Annotated in this window: 21 protein-coding genes and 2 tRNA genes; all 23 read left to right on the top strand. The window is 50.4% G+C overall.

Features of this window, described 5'->3' with window-relative positions; genetic code table 11:
• Window positions 1–19: 19 nt before the first annotated feature.
• The 23 genes from yabP (at window position 20) to ACFQNG_RS19930 (ending at window position 21,354) form a co-directional block, all read left to right on the top strand.
• The gene (gene yabP, locus ACFQNG_RS20040) at window positions 20–310 is read left to right on the top strand and encodes a sporulation protein YabP (protein ID WP_379867678.1); all 291 of its coding nucleotides are present in this window, start codon (window positions 20–22) and stop codon (window positions 308–310) included.
• On the top strand, window positions 307–882 hold the full coding sequence (gene yabQ, locus ACFQNG_RS20035) for a spore cortex biosynthesis protein YabQ (RefSeq protein WP_379867677.1): 576 nt from the start codon (window positions 307–309) through the stop codon (window positions 880–882). Before yabP ends, yabQ begins: the two co-directional genes overlap by 4 nt.
• Before the next feature lies 1 nt (window position 883).
• On the top strand, window positions 884–1,255 hold the full coding sequence (locus ACFQNG_RS20030) for an FtsB family cell division protein (protein ID WP_379867676.1): 372 nt from the start codon (window positions 884–886) through the stop codon (window positions 1,253–1,255).
• A gap of 259 nt (window positions 1,256–1,514) precedes the next feature.
• Complete coding sequence (locus tag ACFQNG_RS20025; RefSeq protein WP_379867675.1) at window positions 1,515–2,819, top strand: exo-beta-N-acetylmuramidase NamZ family protein; 1,305 nt, start codon at window positions 1,515–1,517, stop codon at window positions 2,817–2,819.
• Between the two features lie 84 nt (window positions 2,820–2,903).
• Window positions 2,904–2,980: transfer RNA gene (locus ACFQNG_RS20020), tRNA-Met, on the top strand.
• A 7-nt stretch (window positions 2,981–2,987) separates the two neighbouring features.
• Window positions 2,988–3,064, top strand: a tRNA-Met gene (locus ACFQNG_RS20015).
• A 103-nt stretch (window positions 3,065–3,167) separates the two neighbouring features.
• Entirely contained in the window at window positions 3,168–3,653 is a 486-nt protein-coding gene (locus ACFQNG_RS20010; RefSeq protein WP_379867674.1) for a ribonuclease FAU-1 family protein, read from the top strand.
• 291 nt (window positions 3,654–3,944) lie between these two features.
• Window positions 3,945–6,410 (top strand): stage II sporulation protein E, encoded by a 2,466-nt coding sequence (gene spoIIE / locus ACFQNG_RS20005; RefSeq protein ID WP_379867673.1) that lies wholly within the window; start codon window positions 3,945–3,947, stop codon window positions 6,408–6,410.
• A 105-nt stretch (window positions 6,411–6,515) separates the two neighbouring features.
• Window positions 6,516–7,919 (top strand): tRNA lysidine(34) synthetase TilS, encoded by a 1,404-nt coding sequence (gene tilS, locus ACFQNG_RS20000; RefSeq protein ID WP_379867672.1) that lies wholly within the window; start codon window positions 6,516–6,518, stop codon window positions 7,917–7,919.
• 27 nt (window positions 7,920–7,946) lie between these two features.
• The gene (gene hpt, locus ACFQNG_RS19995; RefSeq protein WP_379867671.1) at window positions 7,947–8,483 is read left to right on the top strand and encodes a hypoxanthine phosphoribosyltransferase; all 537 of its coding nucleotides are present in this window, start codon (window positions 7,947–7,949) and stop codon (window positions 8,481–8,483) included.
• 78 nt (window positions 8,484–8,561) lie between these two features.
• A complete protein-coding gene (gene ftsH / locus ACFQNG_RS19990) occupies window positions 8,562–10,583 on the top strand; it encodes an ATP-dependent zinc metalloprotease FtsH (RefSeq protein ID WP_379867670.1) in 2,022 nt (673 codons plus the stop codon).
• Between the two features lie 96 nt (window positions 10,584–10,679).
• Complete coding sequence (locus ACFQNG_RS19985) at window positions 10,680–11,468, top strand: type III pantothenate kinase (RefSeq protein ID WP_379867669.1); 789 nt, start codon at window positions 10,680–10,682, stop codon at window positions 11,466–11,468.
• Window positions 11,469–11,689: 221 nt separating this feature from the next.
• Entirely contained in the window at window positions 11,690–12,571 is an 882-nt protein-coding gene (hslO, locus tag ACFQNG_RS19980; protein ID WP_379867712.1) for an Hsp33 family molecular chaperone HslO, read from the top strand.
• Window positions 12,572–12,646: 75 nt separating this feature from the next.
• Complete coding sequence (gene cysK, locus ACFQNG_RS19975; protein ID WP_379867668.1) at window positions 12,647–13,570, top strand: cysteine synthase A; 924 nt, start codon at window positions 12,647–12,649, stop codon at window positions 13,568–13,570.
• Window positions 13,571–13,893: 323 nt separating this feature from the next.
• Complete coding sequence (locus ACFQNG_RS19970; RefSeq protein ID WP_379867667.1) at window positions 13,894–14,466, top strand: anthranilate synthase component II; 573 nt, start codon at window positions 13,894–13,896, stop codon at window positions 14,464–14,466.
• 38 nt (window positions 14,467–14,504) lie between these two features.
• Complete coding sequence (locus ACFQNG_RS19965) at window positions 14,505–15,371, top strand: aminotransferase class IV (RefSeq protein WP_379867711.1); 867 nt, start codon at window positions 14,505–14,507, stop codon at window positions 15,369–15,371.
• 4 nt (window positions 15,372–15,375) lie between these two features.
• Complete coding sequence (gene folP / locus ACFQNG_RS19960; RefSeq protein ID WP_379867666.1) at window positions 15,376–16,218, top strand: dihydropteroate synthase; 843 nt, start codon at window positions 15,376–15,378, stop codon at window positions 16,216–16,218.
• Window positions 16,218–16,577, top strand: a complete 360-nt coding sequence (gene folB / locus ACFQNG_RS19955) for a dihydroneopterin aldolase (protein ID WP_379867665.1) — start codon at window positions 16,218–16,220, stop codon at window positions 16,575–16,577. The genes folP and folB overlap by 1 nt, the downstream gene beginning before the upstream one ends.
• The gene (gene folK / locus ACFQNG_RS19950) at window positions 16,574–17,104 is read left to right on the top strand and encodes a 2-amino-4-hydroxy-6-hydroxymethyldihydropteridine diphosphokinase (RefSeq protein WP_379867664.1); all 531 of its coding nucleotides are present in this window, start codon (window positions 16,574–16,576) and stop codon (window positions 17,102–17,104) included. Before folB ends, folK begins: the two co-directional genes overlap by 4 nt.
• A gap of 40 nt (window positions 17,105–17,144) precedes the next feature.
• Entirely contained in the window at window positions 17,145–18,161 is a 1,017-nt protein-coding gene (dusB, locus tag ACFQNG_RS19945; protein WP_379867663.1) for a tRNA dihydrouridine synthase DusB, read from the top strand.
• A 51-nt stretch (window positions 18,162–18,212) separates the two neighbouring features.
• Window positions 18,213–19,700: a lysine--tRNA ligase gene (gene lysS, locus ACFQNG_RS19940; protein ID WP_379867662.1), complete on the top strand. Its 1,488-nt coding sequence runs from the start codon at window positions 18,213–18,215 to the stop codon at window positions 19,698–19,700.
• Window positions 19,701–19,909: 209 nt separating this feature from the next.
• Complete coding sequence (locus ACFQNG_RS19935) at window positions 19,910–20,056, top strand: hypothetical protein (RefSeq protein WP_379867661.1); 147 nt, start codon at window positions 19,910–19,912, stop codon at window positions 20,054–20,056.
• 659 nt (window positions 20,057–20,715) lie between these two features.
• The gene (locus ACFQNG_RS19930; RefSeq protein ID WP_379867660.1) at window positions 20,716–21,354 is read left to right on the top strand and encodes a nucleotide exchange factor GrpE; all 639 of its coding nucleotides are present in this window, start codon (window positions 20,716–20,718) and stop codon (window positions 21,352–21,354) included.
• The last annotated feature ends 276 nt before the right edge of the window (window positions 21,355–21,630 follow it).

Raw genomic sequence — 21,630 nt, 5'->3', positions numbered from 1 at the left:
AGGGAAGGGGGTACTTGATATGACAGAGGACTTGCATGGCCAGCACAGGCATGAGATTGTGCTGACCAATCGCAATACGATGGAAGTTAGCGGTGTTGTCCGCGTCGAGAGCTTTGACAGCGAAGAGTTCCTATTGCAAACCGATTATGGATACCTCGGTATCCGTGGACAAGACCTCCACATAAAAAATTTGGATCTCGATCAGGGACGGGTCGCGATAGAGGGGCAGATCATGGACATGAGTTATTTGGATGTCCACCTGCCCACAGGTGAGAAAGCAAAAGGGATACTGGGGCGGATCTTCAAGTGACCCTGGCCACACAATGGACCACGATGAGCTTGATGCTGGGGTCCGGCATCCTGATCGGCGTCATTCTTGATTTTTACCGCGTGATCACCCAGCGCTTTCGGCTCAAACGGTGGATCGTGTCCCTGATCGATCTCCTGTATTGGATGGTTTCCAGCGTTCTCGTGTTCGGCCTGTTGTTGTGGAGCAATTGGGGAGAGTTGCGATTCTACTTGTTCATTGCGATCTGCCTCGGTTTTTTGCTCTACTTCAAGTGGTGTTCGCGCCTGATCATTCGCTGGATCCGCTTGTTATTTCAACTGGTCGAATGGCTGATTCATTTTCTTGGACAAACGATTTACACATTGGTTTATCTCCCCTTATTATTTATAGTGCAGTGCCTACAGACGTGCTCTCGGATGTTGATCCGAGTGATTTGGACCCTTGTCAAATGGATGGGTCTGCCCTTGGCTTGGCTGCTCAGGCCGATTGTCCGTCCCGTGGGGAAATGGGCACGTCCGTATTTGGATAAAGCATCACAAACCCTCCGGCGGTTGAATGCCTGGTGGAAAAAGAAAAGAGAAAAAGGTGGATAACATGCCTTTTCAAAGTTCGCGTGACAATATTTTGACGTTTAAGCGTGAAGTGATGAAAGAGAAGGGGCAAGAAGCAAGGAAACAGCCGCTTCATCCCTTGGTTCGGCGTCGGCGGAAGATCTGGCTCGGCATGATGGTCGTCATTTTCTGCTGGTGCATCGTTGAATTGATTGTCCAGCAGAACCGCATCTGGGACAAAGAGGAAGAGTTGGCGGCAAAGCAGAGGGAGTTGGCGGGTGTGCAACAAAAAACAGCCAAATTAAACGCGGAAATCAAGAAATTGCACCGCAAGGATTATTTGTTGGAGTTGGCGCACAAAATGGGATACAGTAAGCCGGGTGAACAGAATTACTCCCTGCCCGGCAAAGAATAGCGGTATCTCGGTCATCCGCTCCGCCTCCATTTGCCAGCAAGCTCTAGAGGAATGAGGTTTATCAAACCCGTTTCCGTCGAGATATTCAACTCGCTTTTCCCCATGGCCGCCGTTTTTGCGTGGGGCGATGGGGTGGGTGCAAGACTTCTTGTTCGCGGAGGACAAGGGGTTATTTTGTTTTTGCAGGAATAAAACGGATTCGAGTAGAAATCTAGGCTAGAGCGTTGGCCGAGCCAGCACAGCAAAGGGGTGAATGGACTTGCTCAAAATCGACCACAATCGTTGGTGGGGCATCACACTTGGGTTTGTCATTGTTTTGGCCACCTTTACCTTTGTCTGGGTGAATGGGGAACAAGAGGCGGCGCAGGGATACAGGGGGAGAGTCCTGACGGGGTTGGATGAGGTGTTGACCCATCCCGGGATGTTTGCCGGACAACGGGTCGGCTTGATCACCAATCCGACGGGCATCACCGCAGATTACCAACATGCGTTGGACGCCATGTTGGCCAAGGGCATCAAAGTGACGGAAGTGTATGGGCCCGAGCACGGGGTGCGCGGGACGGAGCAGGCGGGCGATACGCCGGGCGAGCTGATCGATCCGAAGACGGGGCTTCCCTTAACCAATCTTTATGGCAAAAAACCGGCTGAGATGGTTCCCCTATTTGAAGACGTGGATGTTCTCGTGTTTGATATTCAAGATGTCGGCGCGCGGTTTTATACGTACATTTACACGATGGCTTATGCGATGGAAGCGGCAGCCTTGGCCGACAAGCCATTTTATGTGTTGGATCGTCCCAATCCGTTGGGGGGAGACCGGGTGGAGGGCCCGGTGCTAGAGGAAAAGCACAGTTCTTTCATCGGCCTGTTCCCGATCGCCCTCAGGCATGGCATGACGGTTGGGGAATTGGCGACGATGTTCAATGAAGCGTTTTTCCCAAAAGCCGGCAAGAAGAAAGTGGAGCTTCACGTAGTCAGGATGAAAGGATGGAGCCGACAGGAAACATTCGAGAAAACGAACCTGCCTTGGGTGATGCCGTCGCCCAATATGCCAACCGTCATGACAGCGCAGGTCTACCCTGGGACAGGATTGATCGAAGCGACCAATCTTTCAGAAGGAAGGGGAACGACCCGCCCGTTTGAACTGGTTGGCGCCCCTTATATTGAAGGGTGGAAGTTGGCGGAGGCATTGAATAGAGAACAGTTGCCGGGGGTAACGTTCCGTGAAGCTTATTACACGCCTTCTTTCTCCAAGTATCAAGGCAAAGCGGTTGGCGGCGTGCAAGTGCACGTCACTGATCCCGCATCGTTTGACCCCATCTTGACTGGGCTTGCGATCATAGAAAAGACAAAAAAATTATATCCCAACCAGTTTGCTTGGCGCGAATCAGGGGAACCCTATTGGATGGATAAAATGACCGGGAGCGAAAAAGTTCGCCAACAGATTGATCAGGGAAAATCAGCCAAAGAAATCGTCCATACTTGGACGGAAGAACTAAATAGTTTCAAGGAACTACGTGAAAAATACCTTCTCTATCCGGGACGGGGAATCCCGCATTTAAAATAATTCCATTTTGTTGTTGACATCGCTGCGGGCGCATTATATAATAACTATTGTTCGCAGCGATGATACGAACAAATACGAGAACGTCGCGGGGTGGAGCAGTCTGGTAGCTCGTCGGGCTCATAACCCGAAGGTCGCAGGTTCAAATCCTGTCCCCGCAACCAAATATATGGCGGCGTAGCTCAGTCGGCTAGAGCGTACGGTTCATACCCGTGAGGTCGGGGGTTCGAGGCCCTCCGCCGCTACCAAGAGTAAGAGAGGAGAAGGCGAGGAAACCCTATTGAAGGGTGGTGCATCGCCTTTTTTTTGTGTCATTTTATCGGGATGCCCGATAAGCATGGGAGTGGTTGTGTGAATGTCGTTATTAAGAAAGTCAAGTTTACAACGATAAATAAAACGTATACCGAAAAGGTGCGTGATTGGCGGGGGCGTCATTGTTTCTCCACGCAATACGCCAATCCGGACGGAAAGCGAATCTTCCTTACCTATTATTTCGTCCGCAAGGGTTATACTATCTCGAAGGTGTTTAACCGGTCCGGGGAATTCCTCTACTACTATTGCGATGTGATGCAAATGCACCAAGTTGGTCGGATGCGTTATGTGATGGTGGATTTGCTGTTTGACCTCATTGTGTATCCGGATGGGCATTACCATTTGATCGATGTGGATGAGTTTGCCGATTCGGTGGAACGGGGGCAACTGAAGCGCCGGCAGCAGGTGCATGCGCTCCGGACTTTGGACCAAATGATTCGCTTGCAGACGGAACGGAAATTGATTCCGGCTTTTGTGCAAGAGGTGGAGATGTATCCGTTAAACTCATATGCCCGTCGGTTTTGACAGTGAGATTTTCGACATGGTGATCGAATGACATGGCTGGCTTTTAGAAGTTTTGTCGCTCCCGTGCTGAAAGTGATGCAAAACGACACCAAGGGTTGGTGTTTAGACAAGCCCCTTGCTTATCGGCAAGGGCTTTTTTGTTTGTCCTGATGGAAGGGAGCCAAGCAAAGCGTGGTCTGCCTCCGTTTCAAAATTTGTCGTAAATTTTTTTGTTGTTTTCAGACTGTTTGACAAACTTTTCGCTCGCCTCATCGCTATAATGGGTGGCACAAAGCGATAGAGGTGATGGCCATGCAAATGGGAACTCATATTAAGAATTTTTTCATTCGTCCTGTGGAGAACTGGTTTGGCGTCGGTCAAAGCAGACAGCGCAGAGCCGTTTACCGATTGACGACGATGTGGAATGTGCCCGTGATGGCGATGGGTTTTCTTCTGGGCAGGGCGACCATTTTAGATACACTTTCCCCTTTTGCGATCGCGTTTATCGCTGTCATCTATCATTTGGCCCGTAAGCAGTGGCTTGTGGTGATGATGGCGTTAATCGCTGGGGCGGCCACCTTGGGACCGCTCAAGGCAGTCGAGATGACAGGCATGTTGGCGTTTTGGCTGCTGATGCAAAAAGGGTGGGATTGGTTGGGAAAAGGGCAGATCAATTACGTCCCTTTTGTTGTGTGTGGGTGCGGCATCGCGGCCCACCTGGTTGAGGGCTTGATCGAAGGCTGGAATCCCTATAAAGAGATGATGGCGGCGGTTGACGTCTTGTTAAGCTTTATCTTGACCTTTATTTTTGTGCACTCCCTGCCGATCTTTACGGTGAGGAAAAAGCGGATAGCTCTGAGGCATGAAGAGATCGTCTGTTTGGTGATCCTGCTCGGTTCGGTCATGACCGGAACAATCGGTTGGCACTTGGCCGATTTGTCCGTGGTGAATGTTGTTTCCCGCTATACGATCTTGTTGTTTGCCCTCATTGGCGGTGGGATGCTCGGCTCTTCCATGGGAGTGGTGACTGGCATCATTTTAAGCTTGTCCGACGCGAAAACAGTGATGCAAATCAGCTTGCTGGCCTTCGCCGGTTTGCTGGCCGGCTTGTTCAAAGAAGGGAAACGGTGGGGGGTGGCGATTGGCTTTTTGCTCGGTTCCACGATTCTGACGCTGTATGAAGGTGGCACGGGGGCCATGTGGATGTCGCTTAAAGAGTCAGCCTGTGCCGTCTTGCTATTCATGTTGACACCCCATCGGCTGGTTCAGTCCTTGTCCCGCTACGTGCCCGGAACAATGGAGAATCAATTGGCGCATCAGGAATATATCAAGAGGTTGCGCGATGTGACCGCGGCCAAGGTGGAACAGTTTACGGAACTGTTTCAGGAACTCAGCTTCAGTTTCAGGGAAGATGCAACAAAACATCGCAAAGAGCATGAAGATCAGGTGAATTTCTTTTTGTCGGAAGTGATGCATGAAGCGTGTGGGGGATGTGCCCGTTTTGCGGAGTGTTGGGACAAGCAGGTCATGAAAACGTACCAGGGCATGACCGACTTGATGGCGATGGTGGAGACGCGCGGCGTCAAAGAACCGCTTCCGGTGCCGATGTTCTGGGAACATCACTGTATACGGAGCGAAAAAGTGTTGGAATCGATTCAAAAACAATATGCCCGCTATGAGCAAAATATTTATTGGAAAGAGAAGATGCAAGAATCCCGCCGCCTGGTATCGGATCAATTGGCGGGCATGGCCGAAGTGATGGAAAAGCTGGCCAAAGAGATTCGCCATGAAACACAGGTGATGGCGGCGCATGAAGAGCAGATTCATGAGGCATTGGAGGAATTGGGCCTATCCATTCAGCGGGTGGACATCATCAATCTGGAAGAAGGAAAAGTGGAGATCGAAGTGGTGATGCCGGAACGGGAAGGGCTGGATGAATGCAAGAAGCTGGTGGCCCCCCTGTTGACGGAGGTGTTGGGGGAGCCGATTTCCGTTTATCGGAAAGTGATCAAGGACGGATCGCATGGAGCGGTGATCACTTTGGGGTCAGCTCAACGGTTTGAGCTGAAAACGGGGGCGGCCAACGCAGCCAAAGGGGGCGGTGCCATCTCCGGTGACAGTTATTGTTATATGAACTTGGGAACGGGCAAATACGCGGTGGCGTTATCGGACGGCATGGGTAACGGACAGCGTGCGCAGGAGGAGAGCAGCGCGGCGCTGAAACTGCTGCGCCGGTTGCTCCAATCGGGGATGAGTGAAGAACGGGCGGTCGACACGGTGAATTCGATTTTGAGCTTGCGTTCGGCAGATGAGATGTTTGCGACGGTCGATTTGGCCATAGTTGATTTGAATACGGCCAAAGGGCGGTTTATGAAGATCGGTTCAACGCCCGGTTTTATCAAACGGGGCAAGCAAGTGATGATGTTGTCGGCCTCCAACCCACCGATCGGCATCCTGAGCGAGATTGATATCGAACCGATTGAGATGCAATTGGAACCGGGCGATCTGATGGTTTTGATGACGGACGGAGTCTACGACGCACCGCGGCGGGCGGCGAATAAGGATGCGGTGATGACCAGGCTGATTTCGGAGATTGATACGAAAGACCCGCAAGATTTTGCGGATTGCTTATTGGAAAAAGTGGTGCGGTACCATGAGGGACGGATTGGAGATGACATGACCGTCGTGGTGGCCAAAGTGGAACGGTATGCGCCGGAGTGGTCCACGATCCGTTTGCCGGGGGTGGAACCCCTCAAGCGTACACATTTGGTCGGCTAAGTTTGCTTCCTCGCCGGAAACGAGATATGATGAAAAGGGAAGGACTAGTGGTGTCATAGGCTCGGGGAACTCCCCGGGCTTGTGCCACTCAAGGAGACGATTTGGGTGTTTCTTGCGCGATTACAAGAAGAGCTGAAACGATTGGATTTGGTGGGACGGCAAGCCAAGGTGTTGGTCGGTGTATCGGGTGGGCCCGATTCCATCGCCTTGGTTCATGCTTTAAAGAAAATAGAACAAGAGGTAGATATTTCTGTTTCGGCCATTCATGTCAACCATCAGCTCAGGGGGGAAGAAAGTGATGCGGATGAGCGGTATGTTGTGGCGTTTTGCAGAGAGTGGGACATTCCCTGCCGGGTGAAGCGGGTAAATGTTGGATGTTTGCTCATGCAAAAAGGCGGGAACAAACAAGCTGTCGCGCGTCAACTTCGTTATGACTCCTTTAGGGAGACGGCACGGGAGTGGAAGGTGGATGCTGTCGCGACCGCCCATCATGCCGATGACCAGTTGGAAACCGTGTTGATGCGGTTGATCAGGGGGACCGGTGTGGCGGGGCTGGCCGGCATCGAGCCGATTCGCGATTGGCATGGGCGGAAGCTGGTTCGACCGCTTCTCTCCTTTACCAAGCGGGAATTGGAGCATTATTGCGATGAGGCGGAGTTGCGGCCGCGGTTGGATTCCAGCAATCTCGCCTCCATTTACACGCGCAATCGATTGCGGTTGGAGTTGGTTCCGCTGTTGGAGTCGTTTAACCCCCATGTGCAGAAAGCCGTCAGTTCCTTGAGCGAATTGGTTCAGGAGGAAGAAAAAGTATGGGCCGATTTGGTGCGGGAGGCTCTCGCCAAGGTGCTCCTCCACCGTGATGATGTTAGCTACACCCTTGATGTTTCAAGTTTTCTTCACCTTCCGATCGCTTTACAAAGAAGGGTAGTTAAACTAATATTAAGTTATCTTTCGCAGGATGATACGTTTGGATTCAGCCTTGACGCAGTAGAAAAAGTGAGAAAACTCATTGCGGATGGATCTTCATCCAGTATGTTTCATCTCCCAGGGAGAATCACAGCAGAGCGGGAATACGAACGGATACATATACGCGTGGCGGGCGATTTGCAAGAGGATTCCCCCCAATCGAAGGAAATTGAGCTATCCATTCCCGGAACGACGTGTTTATCTGGATTTTTGGGTAAAATAGAAGTGTTGGAATCGGATGTGGCACTACATAACCTGCATCTCGGTCGGAATGTGGCTGTGTTCGACCGGGATCGTTTGCAATACCCGCTCTGTGTCAGGGCACGTCAATCCGGGGATCGCATGACCTGTTTAGGAATGAACGGAAGAAAAAAGGTAAAGAAAGTGCTGATGGAAGCTAAAGTGCCCAAGCGACTGCGCGACCAGCTTCCGGTTGTGACTGCGGGAGATGAGATTATCTGGATTCCGGGGGTAAAACGGTCTAATGTCGCTCCTGTCACCCCCAAGACCACCCGGTTTTTATATCTCATTTGGGAGCAGTAAATCGTCATGTGTAGTAGGAGGAAAAATATGCATCAAGACATCAAGGAAATTCTGATATCTGAAGAGCAGATCAAGGAGAAAGTGGCGGAGTTGGGCAAGCGATTGTCTGAAGTGTACAAGGACCTGAATCCGCTGTGCATCTGTGTGCTTAAAGGAGCTGTGCCATTCATGGCGGATCTGATCCGCAAAATGGAGATTCCGATGGAAATGGACTTTATGGCCGTTTCCAGTTATGGCAATGCGACCACTTCCTCCGGTGTTGTGCGCATTTTAAAAGATTTGGAAGCCTCAATCGAAGGACGTCATGTTCTGATTGTCGAAGATATTATCGACTCTGGTTTGACATTGAGTTACCTGGTTGAGATGCTGAAAGGCCGGAACGCCGCTTCGGTCAAGATTGCCACTCTTCTCGACAAGCCTGATCGCCGCAAAGTAGATTTGAGTCCGGATTACAGCTGTTTTACCATTCCAGATGCTTTCGTCGTAGGGTATGGGCTCGATTTTGCTGAGAAGTACCGGAATTTGCCTTATATCGGCGTGTTGAAAGAAGAAGTCTATCAGTAAAGCGCTGTGGCAGCGTCTATTGAGAATCGTTTGACGACTATGATACAATGATACAAGTGGACTGAGAGGAGGCCAGGGATGAAACACTTCTTCCTCAGGAACGGAGTATTATATTTAATCCTCATCCTTATCACTATTGGGGTTGTGAACATGATCGCCAACCCTGGAGTGGATAAACAGAATTTAAGATATGATGAATTCAGAACGAAGCTACTGCAAAAACAGTTAGATGATATTACAGTCCAATACGACAACGGTGTTTACAATATCGAAGGCAAGATCAAAGGCACGACGAAAACCTTCTTCGCTGTCGCTCCTGCCGGATACGGAAGTTCCGTCATTCAAGATATCCAAAAAGCGGGAGTGAAGGTGAACATCGAAAAAACAAAAGGGGACTCAGTCTGGCTTACCTTCTTCACTTCCGTCATTCCTTTTGTCATCATCCTACTTATTTTCTTCTTCTTGTTTAACCAAGCCCAAGGTGGCGGCAGCCGTGTGATGAACTTCGGCAAGAGCAAAGCGAAGTTATACAACGAAGAGAAAAGACGGGTTACATTTGATGATGTGGCGGGAGCCGACGAAGAGAAAGCGGAACTCGTGGAGATCGTTGATTTCTTGAAAGACAATCGACGGTACGCGGCGATGGGTGCCCGCATTCCCAAAGGGGTACTTTTGGTGGGGCCCCCCGGTACAGGTAAAACGTTGTTGGCCCGTGCCGTAGCCGGGGAAGCGAAAGTGCCGTTCTTCTCCATCAGCGGTTCCGACTTTGTGGAGATGTTTGTCGGTGTTGGAGCCTCTCGGGTGCGCGACTTGTTTGAACAAGCGAAGAAAAATGCTCCTTGTATCATCTTTATCGATGAGATCGACGCCGTAGGTCGTCAACGTGGTGCCGGTCTGGGTGGCGGACACGATGAACGCGAGCAAACCCTGAATCAGTTGCTTGTGGAGATGGACGGATTTGATGTGAATGCGGGAATCATCATCATGGCTGCTACCAACCGTCCGGACATCTTAGACCCTGCTTTGTTGCGTCCGGGACGTTTTGATAGACAGATCTTGGTTAACCGTCCTGATGTGAAGGGGCGTGAAGCGGTGCTCAAGGTGCATGCCCGCAACAAGCCGCTCTCTGACGATGTGAAGCTGAATGTTATCGCACAACGCACTACCGGCTTCTCTGGTGCCGATCTGGAAAACTTGTTGAACGAAGCGGCGCTGTTGGCTGCGCGCAGCAACAAGAAGAAAATCACCATGGAAGAGGTTGACGAAGCGATTGACCGCGTCATTGCCGGGCCGCAGAAGAAAAGCCGTGTCATCAGTGAAAGGGAACGCAAAATCGTGGCATACCATGAAGCGGGACATGTGATCTGCGGCTACTATCTGGAAAACGCGGATATTGTTCATAAAGTAACGATTGTCCCACGTGGGCAAGCGGGCGGTTATGCGATGATGTTGCCCAAGGAAGACCGTTATTTGGCAACGAAAGGCGAACTCTTGGATCGGGTAACGGGTCTTCTTGGCGGACGTGTGGCCGAAGAAATCATCTTTGGCGAGATCAGCACGGGCGCAAGCAATGACTTTGAAAAAGCAACCGGTATTGTGCGTGCCATGATCACCGAATACGGGATGAGCGACAAGTTGGCAACCATGACCTTCGGCCGCTCCCAAGGTCAAGTCTTCTTGGGACGGGATCTCAGCCAAGAGCAGAACTACAGCGATAAGGTGGCTTACGAGATCGACATGGAGATGCAGGAAATGGTTCGCAAGTGTTATAACCGGGCAAAGAACCTGCTCATCGAACGTCGTGACCAGTTGGAGCTCTTGGCCCAAACCTTATTGGTGCGGGAGACGCTGGATGAAGAACAAATCAAAAAGCTCCTCGATACCGGAAAACTGGATGACGATGGCGAAGTAAAAGTGAATATCCAGACCAAGGATGACAATGGAGCAAGCGAAAGTGGAAACGAAGAGAAGAATGATTCGACGACCCATGCTTCGGTTAATGGCTTCTCTTCTGACAAATACGGAATACGGCGCGAAGCCGATTCCACGAGTGGTGATGACAACACATCCGAAAAGGACAACGAAAAACCACTCCAATAATTTGGGAAAAAGAGGCGCCATCCCGCCTCTTTTTCTTATGGTCAAAATCGGATTTGCAAGCGATATCCCAAATCAAAGTGTAAGTGGGTGGACATAATGCAAAAAGAGAAGCTTTTACTGGTAATGGATGTAGGCAACACCAATGTGGTGTTGGGTGTGTATCGGCAGGATGATTTGCTTCACTATTGGCGGTTGCAAACCGATCGCAATGCCACAGAAGATGAGTTTGGCATGATGCTTAAAAACCTGTTGGATTATGTGCAGATTGATTTTGCCATGATTGAAGGGGTGGTGCTTTCCTCTGTGGTGCCACCGCTGACGGTGGTGTTGGAACGCATGACGGAGAAGTATTTAAAACGAAAGCCGCTTGTTCTCGGACCCGGAGTCAAAACCGGGTTAAACATCAAATACGAAAATCCACGCGATGTGGGAGCGGATCGGATCGCCAATGCGGTGGCAGCGCTGGAGCTCTATGGCGCTCCAGCGATAATCGTCGATTTCGGGACGGCGACGACGTTTTGTTTTATCGATGAAGAAGGGAACTATATAGGCGGTGCCATCACACCGGGTGTCAACATCTCTGCTGAAGCCCTATACCAACGGGCGGCGAAGCTGACCCGGGTGGAGATTGTCAAACCAGATTCTGTAGTGGGGCGCAATACGGTTCAAGCGGTTCAAGCTGGCATATATTATGGATATGTAGGGGTGGTCGATGAGATTGTCAAGCGGATGACGGAGGTGTTGACCAAACGGCCGCATGTCATCGCGACAGGTGGATTGGCCAAGTTGATTTGCAATGACACGAAAACGATTGATGAGATTAACCCCTTGCTCACGCTTGTAGGCTTAAAGCTGATTTGGGAGAGAAATCGCAAACATGTTTGATCGTTGAACAGTGTGGGGCATATCCCCTCCTTTTTCAGCGGGGGGGATGTGCCCCTTTCCAAACGAATGGGCAATTGGGTTGGAATCGATGCCAAACCATTTATTTTGATCATGCGATGGCGACGCATTAGCATTCGTTACAAGTCATGAGGCGCCACCATAGACTAGGATTTTCCGTTTATCAACGGCTTTTGAAATTACCCGGATACAGGAGTGAATGAATAATGTCAGATTATACGATTCGCGCCATCTCTGCCGATGGACAAGTGCGGGGCTTCGCCGCGATTACCACTCAACTCGTGCAGGAGCTGGTGCGGCGACACCATACTTATCCCGTTGTCAGTGCGGCGCTTGGGAGAACAGCGACCATGGGGGCGCTGATGGGACTAACTTTGAAGGAGGATCATCATAAAGTGACCATCCAAGTGGACGGGGATGGGCCGATCGGACGGATCATGGTTGATGCGGACGGCGCAGGTCATGTGCGTGGTTCGGTCGACAATCCGATGGTGGAACACAATGATGATTACAAACTGAATGTGGGGGCAGCGGTGGGGCAAGGGAGCATCTATATCCTGAAAGACCTTGGGTTAAGAGAGCCTTACCGCGGAGCTTCACCCATTATTTCCGGTGAGCTGGCTGAAGACTTTACCTATTACTTTGCGGTATCTGAGCAGACCCCTTCTTCCGTCGGCTTAGGGGTATTGGTGAAAGGGGAAGAAATTCTTGCGGCTGGCGGCTATATGCTCCAAGTGATGCCAAACGCAACCGATGAAACGATTACCTGCCTAGAAAAGAACATTGCTGAACTGAATCAGTTAACTTCTATATCTGAATTGTTCAACCAAGGGATGACACCGGAAGAACTACTAATCCGCTTGATGGGCGAGGGGACGGAAATCCTGCAAAAGAAATCCGTATCCTTTCAGTGCAATTGTTCCCGTGAGAAGAGCGGGGGCATGCTCAAATCACTGGGAAAAGAAGAGTTGGAAAGCATTTTGGCTGAATTGGGGCAAGCAGAGGTCATTTGTCACTATTGCAATGAGAAATATGTGTTTAGTAGCGAAGACTTACAAAGTATGATAAAAGAAGAAATTGATTGACAAATTATTTTATAAAGTGGTAAGATAGATGTAATAATTCCTATCAGTCTAATCGGAATAGGAGGGCTTACCCCTATGCGCGTTGCGAATAATGTATTAGAGCTAATAGGCCAAACTCCCTTGGTGAAGTTGAACCGAATCGTTGGCAAGTCAGATGCAGACATTTTTTTGAAACTGGAGTTTTTTAATCCAGGTGGCAGTGTAAAAGACCGGATCGCCCTCAGCATGATTGAAGAGGCTGAAAAACGCGGTGAATTGAAACCGGGTTCGACCATTGTGGAGCCCACCAGCGGCAACACCGGAATCGGTTTGGCGATGGTCGCCGCGGCGAAAGGATACCGTGCGGTATTGGTGATGCCCGATACAATGAGTCTGGAACGTCGCAACCTGCTGAAAGCTTACGGTGCGGAACTCGTATTAACCCCCGGTGCGGAAGGCATGCGCGGGGCGATCAAAAAGGCGGAAGAAATCCTGGCTGAAAACCCCGATTACTTTATGCCGCAGCAGTTTAATAATCCAGACAACGTCAAAATCCATTTGGAGACCACCGCATTGGAAGTGGTGGAACAGGCTGGCGGCGAAATCGACGCATTTGTGGCTGGCGTGGGCACTGGCGGCACCATCACCGGCGTTGGTCGCGTCTTGAAGGAGAAATTCCCGCATGTGCAGGTGATTGCCGTAGAACCAACGGCCTCTCCGGTCTTGTCCGGCGGAAGTCCCGGTCCACATAAGATCCAAGGAATTGGTGCTGGGTTTGTGCCTCAGATTCTGGACACCAACATTTACGACGAAGTGATCCAAATCGAGAATGAGGAAGCTTTTGAGTGGGCTCGCCGCTTGGCGCGGGAAGAAGGAATCCTGGTCGGCATCTCTTCCGGCGCGGCAACGGCTGCGGCAATCAGAGTGGCCCGTCGCCTCGGCCTCGGCAAGAAAGTCATTGCGGTGTCACCAAGTAACGGAGAAAGATATTTGACCACACCATTGTACCAATTTGATTGATTCGAAAAAACTTTGGCTATCCTGTGAACATGGGATAGCCTTTTGTATGTCCTTCTAGGGCGTGTCTGAAATATGTCGGCGACCCATAACCGTTTTCCCATTCGCTTCACTTGTCCATCGGCGCTCATCGGGAAAAGGTTTTTCCGCCTTCTCCCAATGGTCAACTTGATTCGCCAGACACGCCCCAAGGTCGCACAATACGCTTGCTAAGAAGGACGTTCTGCCATAGTGGAGTATCCTTGAATTTAAGATGAAGAATGAATAGGCATGTGTTAAAATAAGGTGATTAGAGGAGCTTAGAAGAGATGAGAGGAGAATAGCAGATGATTTTAATGATTGATAACTACGATTCCTTCACCTACAACTTGGTTCAGTATTTAGGAGAACTGGGCAAGGAACTAAAAGTTGTTCGCAATGATGAAATGGACGTTGATGAGATAAAGGAACAGAATCCAGAAGTGATCGTTCTGTCGCCGGGGCCGGGCACTCCGGATGATGCGGGAATTTGTTTGGAAGTAGTGAAACGATGCGCCGGACAGATTCCGATCTTGGGCGTCTGCCTGGGACATCAGACGATTGCCCAAGCGTTTGGTGGGGATGTGATTCGCGCAGACCGGTTGATGCATGGCAAAACGTCACCGATTGAACATGACGGGCAGACGATTTTCGCGGGGCTTCCCTCGCCATTCACGGTAACGCGTTACCACTCTTTATTGGTGGATCGGCGTACGTTGCCGGCTGATTTGGTCATCAGCGCGGAAACAAGCGAAGGGGAAATCATGGCTTTGCGCCATCGTTCGCTGCCGATTGAAGGAGTGCAGTTCCATCCTGAATCGATTTTGAGTGAACACGGCAAAGATCTGCTGGCTAATTTTATTCACGTATACGGAAAATAGGATTCCTTGCATTAGGGGGAGCATTCGCGGTGGCTTGGATGATGCTGGATGGACAGCCGATAGAAGAGGCGGAGGCGAGGCTGTCCGTATTGGATCATGGTTTTTTATATGGAGTGGGCGCTTTTGAGACATTAAGGATATACCAAGGGTTTCCTTTTCTCATAGATGATCATCTTGAGCGGTTGGCGCTGGGTTTATCCCGGCAACGCATTCGCTCCCCATATCAGCGGGAGGAATGGTTGACGCAAATCGGGGAATTGCTCCATTTGGCGGGTTTACTGGATGCTTCTTTGCGCATCATGGTGACGGGCGGTGAAGAAGGCTTGGGGCTTAACGCAAGCGAGTACGAACAACCCCATGTCCTGATGTTCATCCGCCCTCTTCCCTTTCGTGACGGGGAATGGTTTGCGAAAGGAAAGGCGCTTGACCTGGTATCCATCCCGCGGCAAGCACCCGGGGGAGCGTCCGATATCAAAAGCAACAATTACCTAAACAGTGTGTTGGCGCGGCAACAAGTGGACCAGTTTCCGCAGGCGGAGGGTTTGATGTTAACACCCGATGGGTATCTGGCCGAAGGGATTGTCAGCAATCTTTTTTTTGTGCGTGACGGCATTTTGCATACACCGTCATTGGAATTGGGGATTTTGGCCGGGGTGACGCGCAAGTGGGTGATCTCGCTGGCGCAGTCCCTTGGGATGGAGGTGCGGGAAGGGAAGTATCGCCCTTCCGCACTGGATGAAGCAGAAGAAATCTTTATCACCAACTCGATCCAGGAGATCGTGCCGATTCGCCGTTGGCAGGGTCGACTCTTTAAGGAACATCCGATTACCACCTCATTATATGAGGCATATCGCTCATGGACGACCACTTGCACCAGCGCAAGAGAGTTAGGCAGGAGGATGTAGGCAGATGAAATCAAACATCATACAAGCGGGACCTTATTCGTTATCTTATGACAAGCGAACTCTGGTGATGGGGATTGTCAATGTCACACCCGATTCTTTTTCTGATGGAGGGAAATATGACTCCGTAGAGCTTGCTTTGAAACATGCGAAGCAACTGGTGAGTGATGGGGCGGACATCATTGATGTCGGGGGGGAGTCGACACGTCCGGGGTCGACTCCCGTATCCCTCGAAGAAGAGTTGGAGCGGGTCATTCCCATCGTCAAAGCGCTGGCCCGGGAATTGGATTGCCCCATTTCGGTAGATACCTACAAAGCGGAAGTGGCCAAGCAAGCCATTTTGGCGGGAGCCCATATCATCAATGATATTTGGGGAGCGAAGCGTGATCCTCTGATGGCTCGGGTGGCAGCCGAACTGGATGTCCCCATCATATTGATGCACAACCGTGAGGAAGCCCGGTATGATTCCCTCATCGAGGATGTGTGCGAAGACTTGCTTGCTTCGGTTGACTTGGTCAGACGAGCGGGAGTGCGGGAAGAAAAAATCATTTTGGATCCGGGAATTGGATTTGCCAAGACGGTCGAAGACAACTTCGAAGTGATGCGCCACCTGGACCAAATTGTGGCCTTGGGATATCCTGTGTTATTGGGAACCTCGCGCAAGTCGTTCATTGGGAAAACCTTGGGGTTGCCTCCTCACGAGCGTATGGAAGGAACGGCCGCCACCGTTGCCTATGGCATCACGAAAGGTTGCCAACTCATGCGGGTGCACGATGTGAAAGAAATGGCCCGGGTTTCCCGGATGATGGATGCGCTGGTTTATGGCGAGAGAGCGGGGGAGGCGGGATAATGGACAAAATCTTTCTCAATCAAATGCGCTTCTACGCCTACCATGGTGCTTATCCAGAAGAGAATCGATTGGGGCAGCGATTTTACGTGGATGTGGAAATGAAGATGAATCTTCAGCCTGCTGCGGCCACCGACGATCTGGAACAGACAGTCAATTATGGGCAAGTCTATGAATTGATTGAGCGGGAGATGACACAAACAAAGGTAAAGTTATTGGAAACGCTGGCGGAACGGATCGCAGGGCGTATCCTTGACCATTTTCCGGTCGAAGAAGTGCGGTTGCGCGTAACCAAACCTGACCCACCGATCCCAGGCCATTATGATTCGGTGGGGGTTGAGATTGTGCGCAAGAGACCATGAGCCGCCGAGTGACCGCCTATCTGGGTCTGGGAGCCAATATGGGAGACCGGTTGGCCCAATTGAGTCAAGCGATCTCGCTCCTTGACCGCACCCAGGGCATCTCGGTTCAGCGAATCTCTTCTGTGTATGAAACGGCTCCTGTTGGCCTGCTGGAGCAACCACACTTTTACAATTTGGTGGTAGAGATTCATACGACCCTGATCCCAACGGAACTTTTGCGCGTCGCCCTGGCCATCGAGAAGAGATTGCACCGAGTTCGTCTGGTGCGCTGGGGCCCGCGGACGATTGACATAGATCTCTTATTGTACGATGATCGAGTTATTCGGCGTGAGGAGTTGGAAATTCCGCATCCGCGCATGCATGAACGCGCCTTTGTGTTGATACCGTTAGAAGAACTTGTGGGAAACATCATCATCCCGGGGACGAACACTTCACTTGAGCAGTGGATCGCCCAGTTGCCCGCAGATCAGGAGATAAACAAGTTGGATGAAGTGGTTTTCCCCATGATGGAACGGAATGGGGTTTAAAAGAAAGGTGGGCTTAGAAAAGAGGAAGGAGGGGCCTCAGGTGTTGAAAATTGGAGACATTGCATTGAAAAACCGGGTCGTGTTGGCACCGATGGCGGGTGTGTGCAATCCTGCCTTTCGTTTGATCGCCAAAGAGTTTGGCGTGGGTTTGGTCTGTGCGGAGATGGTAAGCGACAAAGCGATTTTGCATGGAAACAAACGGACACAAGAGATGCTGTTTGTGGATGAACGGGAAAAACCGCTCAGCCTGCAAATTTTTGGTGGAGACAAAGAGACGCTGGTGGAAGCGGCCAAAGTGGTGGATGAGCAGACCAATGCCGACATTATCGATATCAACATGGGTTGCCCGGTGCCAAAAGTGGTGCGTTGCGATGCGGGGGCCCGCTGGCTGTTGGAGCCGAAGAAAATTGAGGAAATGGTCTCGGCCGTAGTCAAGACGGTAAAGAAACCGGTTACCGTCAAGATGCGGATCGGCTGGGATGAAGATCATATTTATGTGGTGGATAATGCCAAAGCGGTAGAAAGCGCCGGCGGGAAGGCTGTTGCCGTACACGGGCGCACCCGTCAGCAGATGTACCGTGGCCATGCGGATTGGGAATATATCCGCAAAGCCAAAGAGGCGGTTTCCATTCCCGTGATCGGCAATGGGGACGTTTTTACGCCGGAAGACGCAAAACGCATGTTGGAACAGACCGGATGCGACGGGGTGATGATCGGACGCGCCGCTTTGGGGAATCCGTGGATGCTGTACCGCACGGTTCATTATCTTGAACATGGTGAGCTTCTGCCGGAACCGGAGCCGATGGAAAAAATGCGAATCGCCATTTTGCATATGGATCGCTTGATCAGCTTGCGCGGCGAGCGGGTCGCGGTGCGGGAGATGCGCAAACACGCTACCTGGTACTTGAAGGGCTTACCGGGGGCGGCGAAGATCAAAGATGTGGTGACGCAACAGGAAACGCGCGATGGAATGGCGGAAGTGTTGCTGACGTTTGCCCAGGGATTGAAGCAAGAACAGGCAGCGGAACAAGAGGATCCGCAAAAAGAGACAGCATAAGCCTTACGAAATGAGGCCATATCTATCTAGTGAATGAAGGAGTGCATGGGGATGACACATGAAGAACACAGCGATCTGTTTCAGGTTCGTCGCGACAAATTGGAGACATTGCGCGAACAAGGCATCGATCCATTCGGTTCCAAATTCGAGCGTACGCATTATACCGAAGAATTGGTGCGTGAGTACGATGCCTTCTCCAAAGAAGAATTGGAGGAAAAGCAGGCCAATGTGATTGTGGCCGGGCGGCTGATGAGCAAGCGTGAGCAAGGGAAAGCCACGTTTGCCCATTTGCAGGACATGACGGGCCGCATCCAAGTCTATGTGCGGGTGGACCGTGTGGGCGAACAGCAATTCGATCTCTTCAACATGGCGGATATTGGCGACTTCATCGGGGTGGAAGGAGTCATGTTCAAAACCAACCGCGGAGAGCTGAGCGTCAAAGCGGATAAAGTGACTTTTTTGGGCAAATCGCTCCGTCCCCTGCCTGAAAAGTACCATGGCTTGAAAGATGTGGAGTTGCGCTATCGCAAACGTTACCTTGACTTGATGATGAACCCGGAAGTGAAGGACACGTTCATTCTGCGCAGCAAAATCATCGCCGCCACCCGCCGCTACTTGGATGCTCAAGGTTATCTGGAAGTGGAGACCCCAACCATGCATGCGATTGCGGGCGGGGCGGCGGCGCGCCCATTCATCACGCACCACAACGCGCTGGATATGACCTTGTACATGCGGATTGCGTTGGAATTGCACCTGAAGCGGCTCTTGGTGGGCGGCATTGAGAAAGTGTATGAGATTGGCCGCGTTTACCGGAATGAAGGAGTATCCACCCGTCATAATCCGGAGTTCACCATGTTGGAACTGTATGAAGCCTATGGCGATTACCGAGATATCATGAACCTGACCGAAAACCTGATCGCGCATGTGGCCCAAGAAGTGCTGGGCACGACCAAAATCGAGTATCAAGGCCAGCCAGTTGATCTGACGCCGGGATGGGCTCGCAAATCGATGGTGGATCTTGTCAAGGAGCACTGTGGCGTCGATTTCGGTCGTCAGATGACCGATGAAGAGGCACACCAATTGGCAAGAGAGCATGGGGTGGAAGTGGCTCCATCCATGACATTTGGCCATATCCTGAATGAGTTCTTCGAGCAAAAGGTGGAGCATCTGTTGATCCAACCCACTTTTGTCACCGGACATCCTGTGGAAATTTCCCCGCTCGCGAAGAAAAATCCACAAGATCCACGATTTACTGATCGCTTTGAATTGTTCATCGTGGGGCGTGAGCATGCCAATGCCTTCTCCGAGCTGAATGATCCGATTGATCAGCGGGAGCGTTTTGAAGCGCAGTTGAAAGAGAAAGCCCAAGGCAACGATGAAGCCCATCCGATGGATGAAGATTTTATCGAAGCGTTGGAATACGGAATGCCGCCAACGGGTGGACTTGGGATTGGAATGGACCGCCTGGTGATGCTCTTGACCGACAGCCCATCCATCCGGGACGTGTTGCTTTTCCCTCACATGCGCCATCAAGAATGATTCGGATTGCACTTTTTTGAAGGGTTATCCACAGCTTGTGCACAGATCATGTGTGAATTGTGTATAACTTGTGTGAAAATGAGGGCCGTTTCTTCTGAAAAGAAGAGCGGCTCTTTTCTTTTTATAATAAATGGATTTAAAGGCATAAAAAGGAATCGAGCGGATTGATAGCGAATTCAGTAAAGAATTAGTGAATGGGGAGGGATTGCGTGGAAGACAAATGCACCTGCGCCACTTGTGGAGCCAAGTCCTTATACATTCAATTTTTCGAGATTGATGGAAAGTATTATTGCCGCATCTGCTATACCGAGAAACTGATGGAAGAAGAGCAGCAAGACGAGTCTGAGTGCGGGTAAGAGCAGGAGATGCCCCGCGGTCGCGTGAACAGGTTTGCCAGAGCAGGGAATGATGCGTTGTGAACGGAAAAGAGAATGGGAAGTTGGGCATGTAGCGCCGTTAGGATCAGGGGATGCATCTGGTCCTGACGGTTTTTGATGTGGTGAAGGAAAGACTGGATCGGGTGGTGAATATAGAATATTCTTAGGAGAAATGGCTTGTTTTCATGAATTAAACCTAATATAATGACCGTAGATTCATCTGGAACACACTGGATAATCATAATTTTCTAACGTTACGATTAACGGTTTTTACCATGATCCGCCGTTAATAGAATGAGAATAATATCAGGTATATCCTCTCCTTCTCGTCCCCGCAGGTTTGTCCGGCCATCCCATCGTTGAAGCTGATTACAGACCACAAACCGGAGCAGTGGTAGCGTAGGAGAGTGCAGATGCCGAACGTTCTGTATAAAATTGGATCTATTTTTCGCCACAATTCACCCAATCTATATACTTGCGACATGAAATAACTTGCGAGTAAAATGATATAAGCGGGAAGATGTAGAAACGTTCAGCTTTTTTCTGTTTCGCTCTTCTATACTCAGGTGGAATTTTCAAGAATGTTGATCCTTGAACATATATTCCAAATTCACTTTGACCGTTAGGGAGGTTACTGTATGGGGCCCAGGAAAGAGAACCAAAAGCCAATGGGAGAACAACATCATTTGTCATTCCCAGAGGCACGCTTTGGCTTACCTGTGAGAAGAGATAACGCTGTAAGAGAAGTGAGAGAGGGGCGTGGCAACAACGAGCGCCAACAGCAACAAGTTCTCACCATGTTAAACAGTTTACAGCAAAACTTCACATCTTTGTTACAGGTGGTAACCAATCGTTTAAGCTATGATAAGACGAAAGAAGCTGCGTTTGACCGTCTGTACAAAGAAATGGAAGAGTTGAAACAGGATCAGGAATTAAATCAGCTTCGTCCGCTCTACATCGACTTAATCCTTCTCATTGACCGCATGAATACGATTTATAACGATAAGTTGGATACAGGTCATAAGAATCCAGAACTGGTAGGCATATTACAAACGCTGAGCCATGAAGTATTGGAAATCCTATATCGACGCGGAGTCGAATTGATTGTGGCTCCATCCAATAAATTTGATCCTCGCATTCAGCAGGTCGTAGAAGTGATCCCCACCAAGAACCCTGCCGAAGATGGCCAGGTAGTACATATGGTGCGCCATGGTTTTAAATATAAAGATGTGGTCCTAAGACCGGAAGAAGTTGTGATTAAGAAATACCAATCATAGCCCATGCCATAGATTGATGGAAGTAACCCTTCTGCCGTCTAACGAGAATAGCGCGGAAATTCTCCCGTAAGAGTGGGGATGGATGCGCTTTGGCGGCGAGCCGTTCACGAAGTTAAAAGTTCTTATATTGAGAGATGGGGTTCCCATCTTTTCCTTTTAATTTATACAACAGTTTGCCTGTTTGTTACGTCTAATATTATGACTAGGGGAAAGTGTCTCTCCAAAATACGTCATAGTTACCTTTTTGACCTTGATGGAAGTGATAGAGGGAGTGAA

This window comes from Laceyella putida, assembly GCF_042665195.1.
Classification (GTDB): domain Bacteria; phylum Bacillota; class Bacilli; order Thermoactinomycetales; family Thermoactinomycetaceae; genus Laceyella; species Laceyella putida.
The sequence above is the reverse complement of the archived record's forward strand: the minus strand, read 5'-3'. Positions and strand labels throughout refer to the sequence as shown.

Coding starts and splice junctions, on each gene's coding strand:
- yabP (WP_379867678.1), top strand. CDS start 20: ATGACAGAGGACTTGCATGGCCAGCACAGGCATGAGATTGTGCTGACC.
- ACFQNG_RS20030 (WP_379867676.1), top strand. CDS start 884: ATGCCTTTTCAAAGTTCGCGTGACAATATTTTGACGTTTAAGCGTGAA.
- spoIIE (WP_379867673.1), top strand. CDS start 3,945: ATGCAAATGGGAACTCATATTAAGAATTTTTTCATTCGTCCTGTGGAG.
- hpt (WP_379867671.1), top strand. CDS start 7,947: ATGCATCAAGACATCAAGGAAATTCTGATATCTGAAGAGCAGATCAAG.
- ftsH (WP_379867670.1), top strand. CDS start 8,562: ATGAAACACTTCTTCCTCAGGAACGGAGTATTATATTTAATCCTCATC.
- ACFQNG_RS19985 (WP_379867669.1), top strand. CDS start 10,680: ATGCAAAAAGAGAAGCTTTTACTGGTAATGGATGTAGGCAACACCAAT.
- cysK (WP_379867668.1), top strand. CDS start 12,647: ATGCGCGTTGCGAATAATGTATTAGAGCTAATAGGCCAAACTCCCTTG.
- ACFQNG_RS19970 (WP_379867667.1), top strand. CDS start 13,894: ATGATTTTAATGATTGATAACTACGATTCCTTCACCTACAACTTGGTT.
- ACFQNG_RS19965 (WP_379867711.1), top strand. CDS start 14,505: ATGATGCTGGATGGACAGCCGATAGAAGAGGCGGAGGCGAGGCTGTCC.
- folP (WP_379867666.1), top strand. CDS start 15,376: ATGAAATCAAACATCATACAAGCGGGACCTTATTCGTTATCTTATGAC.
- folB (WP_379867665.1), top strand. CDS start 16,218: ATGGACAAAATCTTTCTCAATCAAATGCGCTTCTACGCCTACCATGGT.
- folK (WP_379867664.1), top strand. CDS start 16,574: ATGAGCCGCCGAGTGACCGCCTATCTGGGTCTGGGAGCCAATATGGGA.
- lysS (WP_379867662.1), top strand. CDS start 18,213: ATGACACATGAAGAACACAGCGATCTGTTTCAGGTTCGTCGCGACAAA.
- ACFQNG_RS19930 (WP_379867660.1), top strand. CDS start 20,716: ATGGGGCCCAGGAAAGAGAACCAAAAGCCAATGGGAGAACAACATCAT.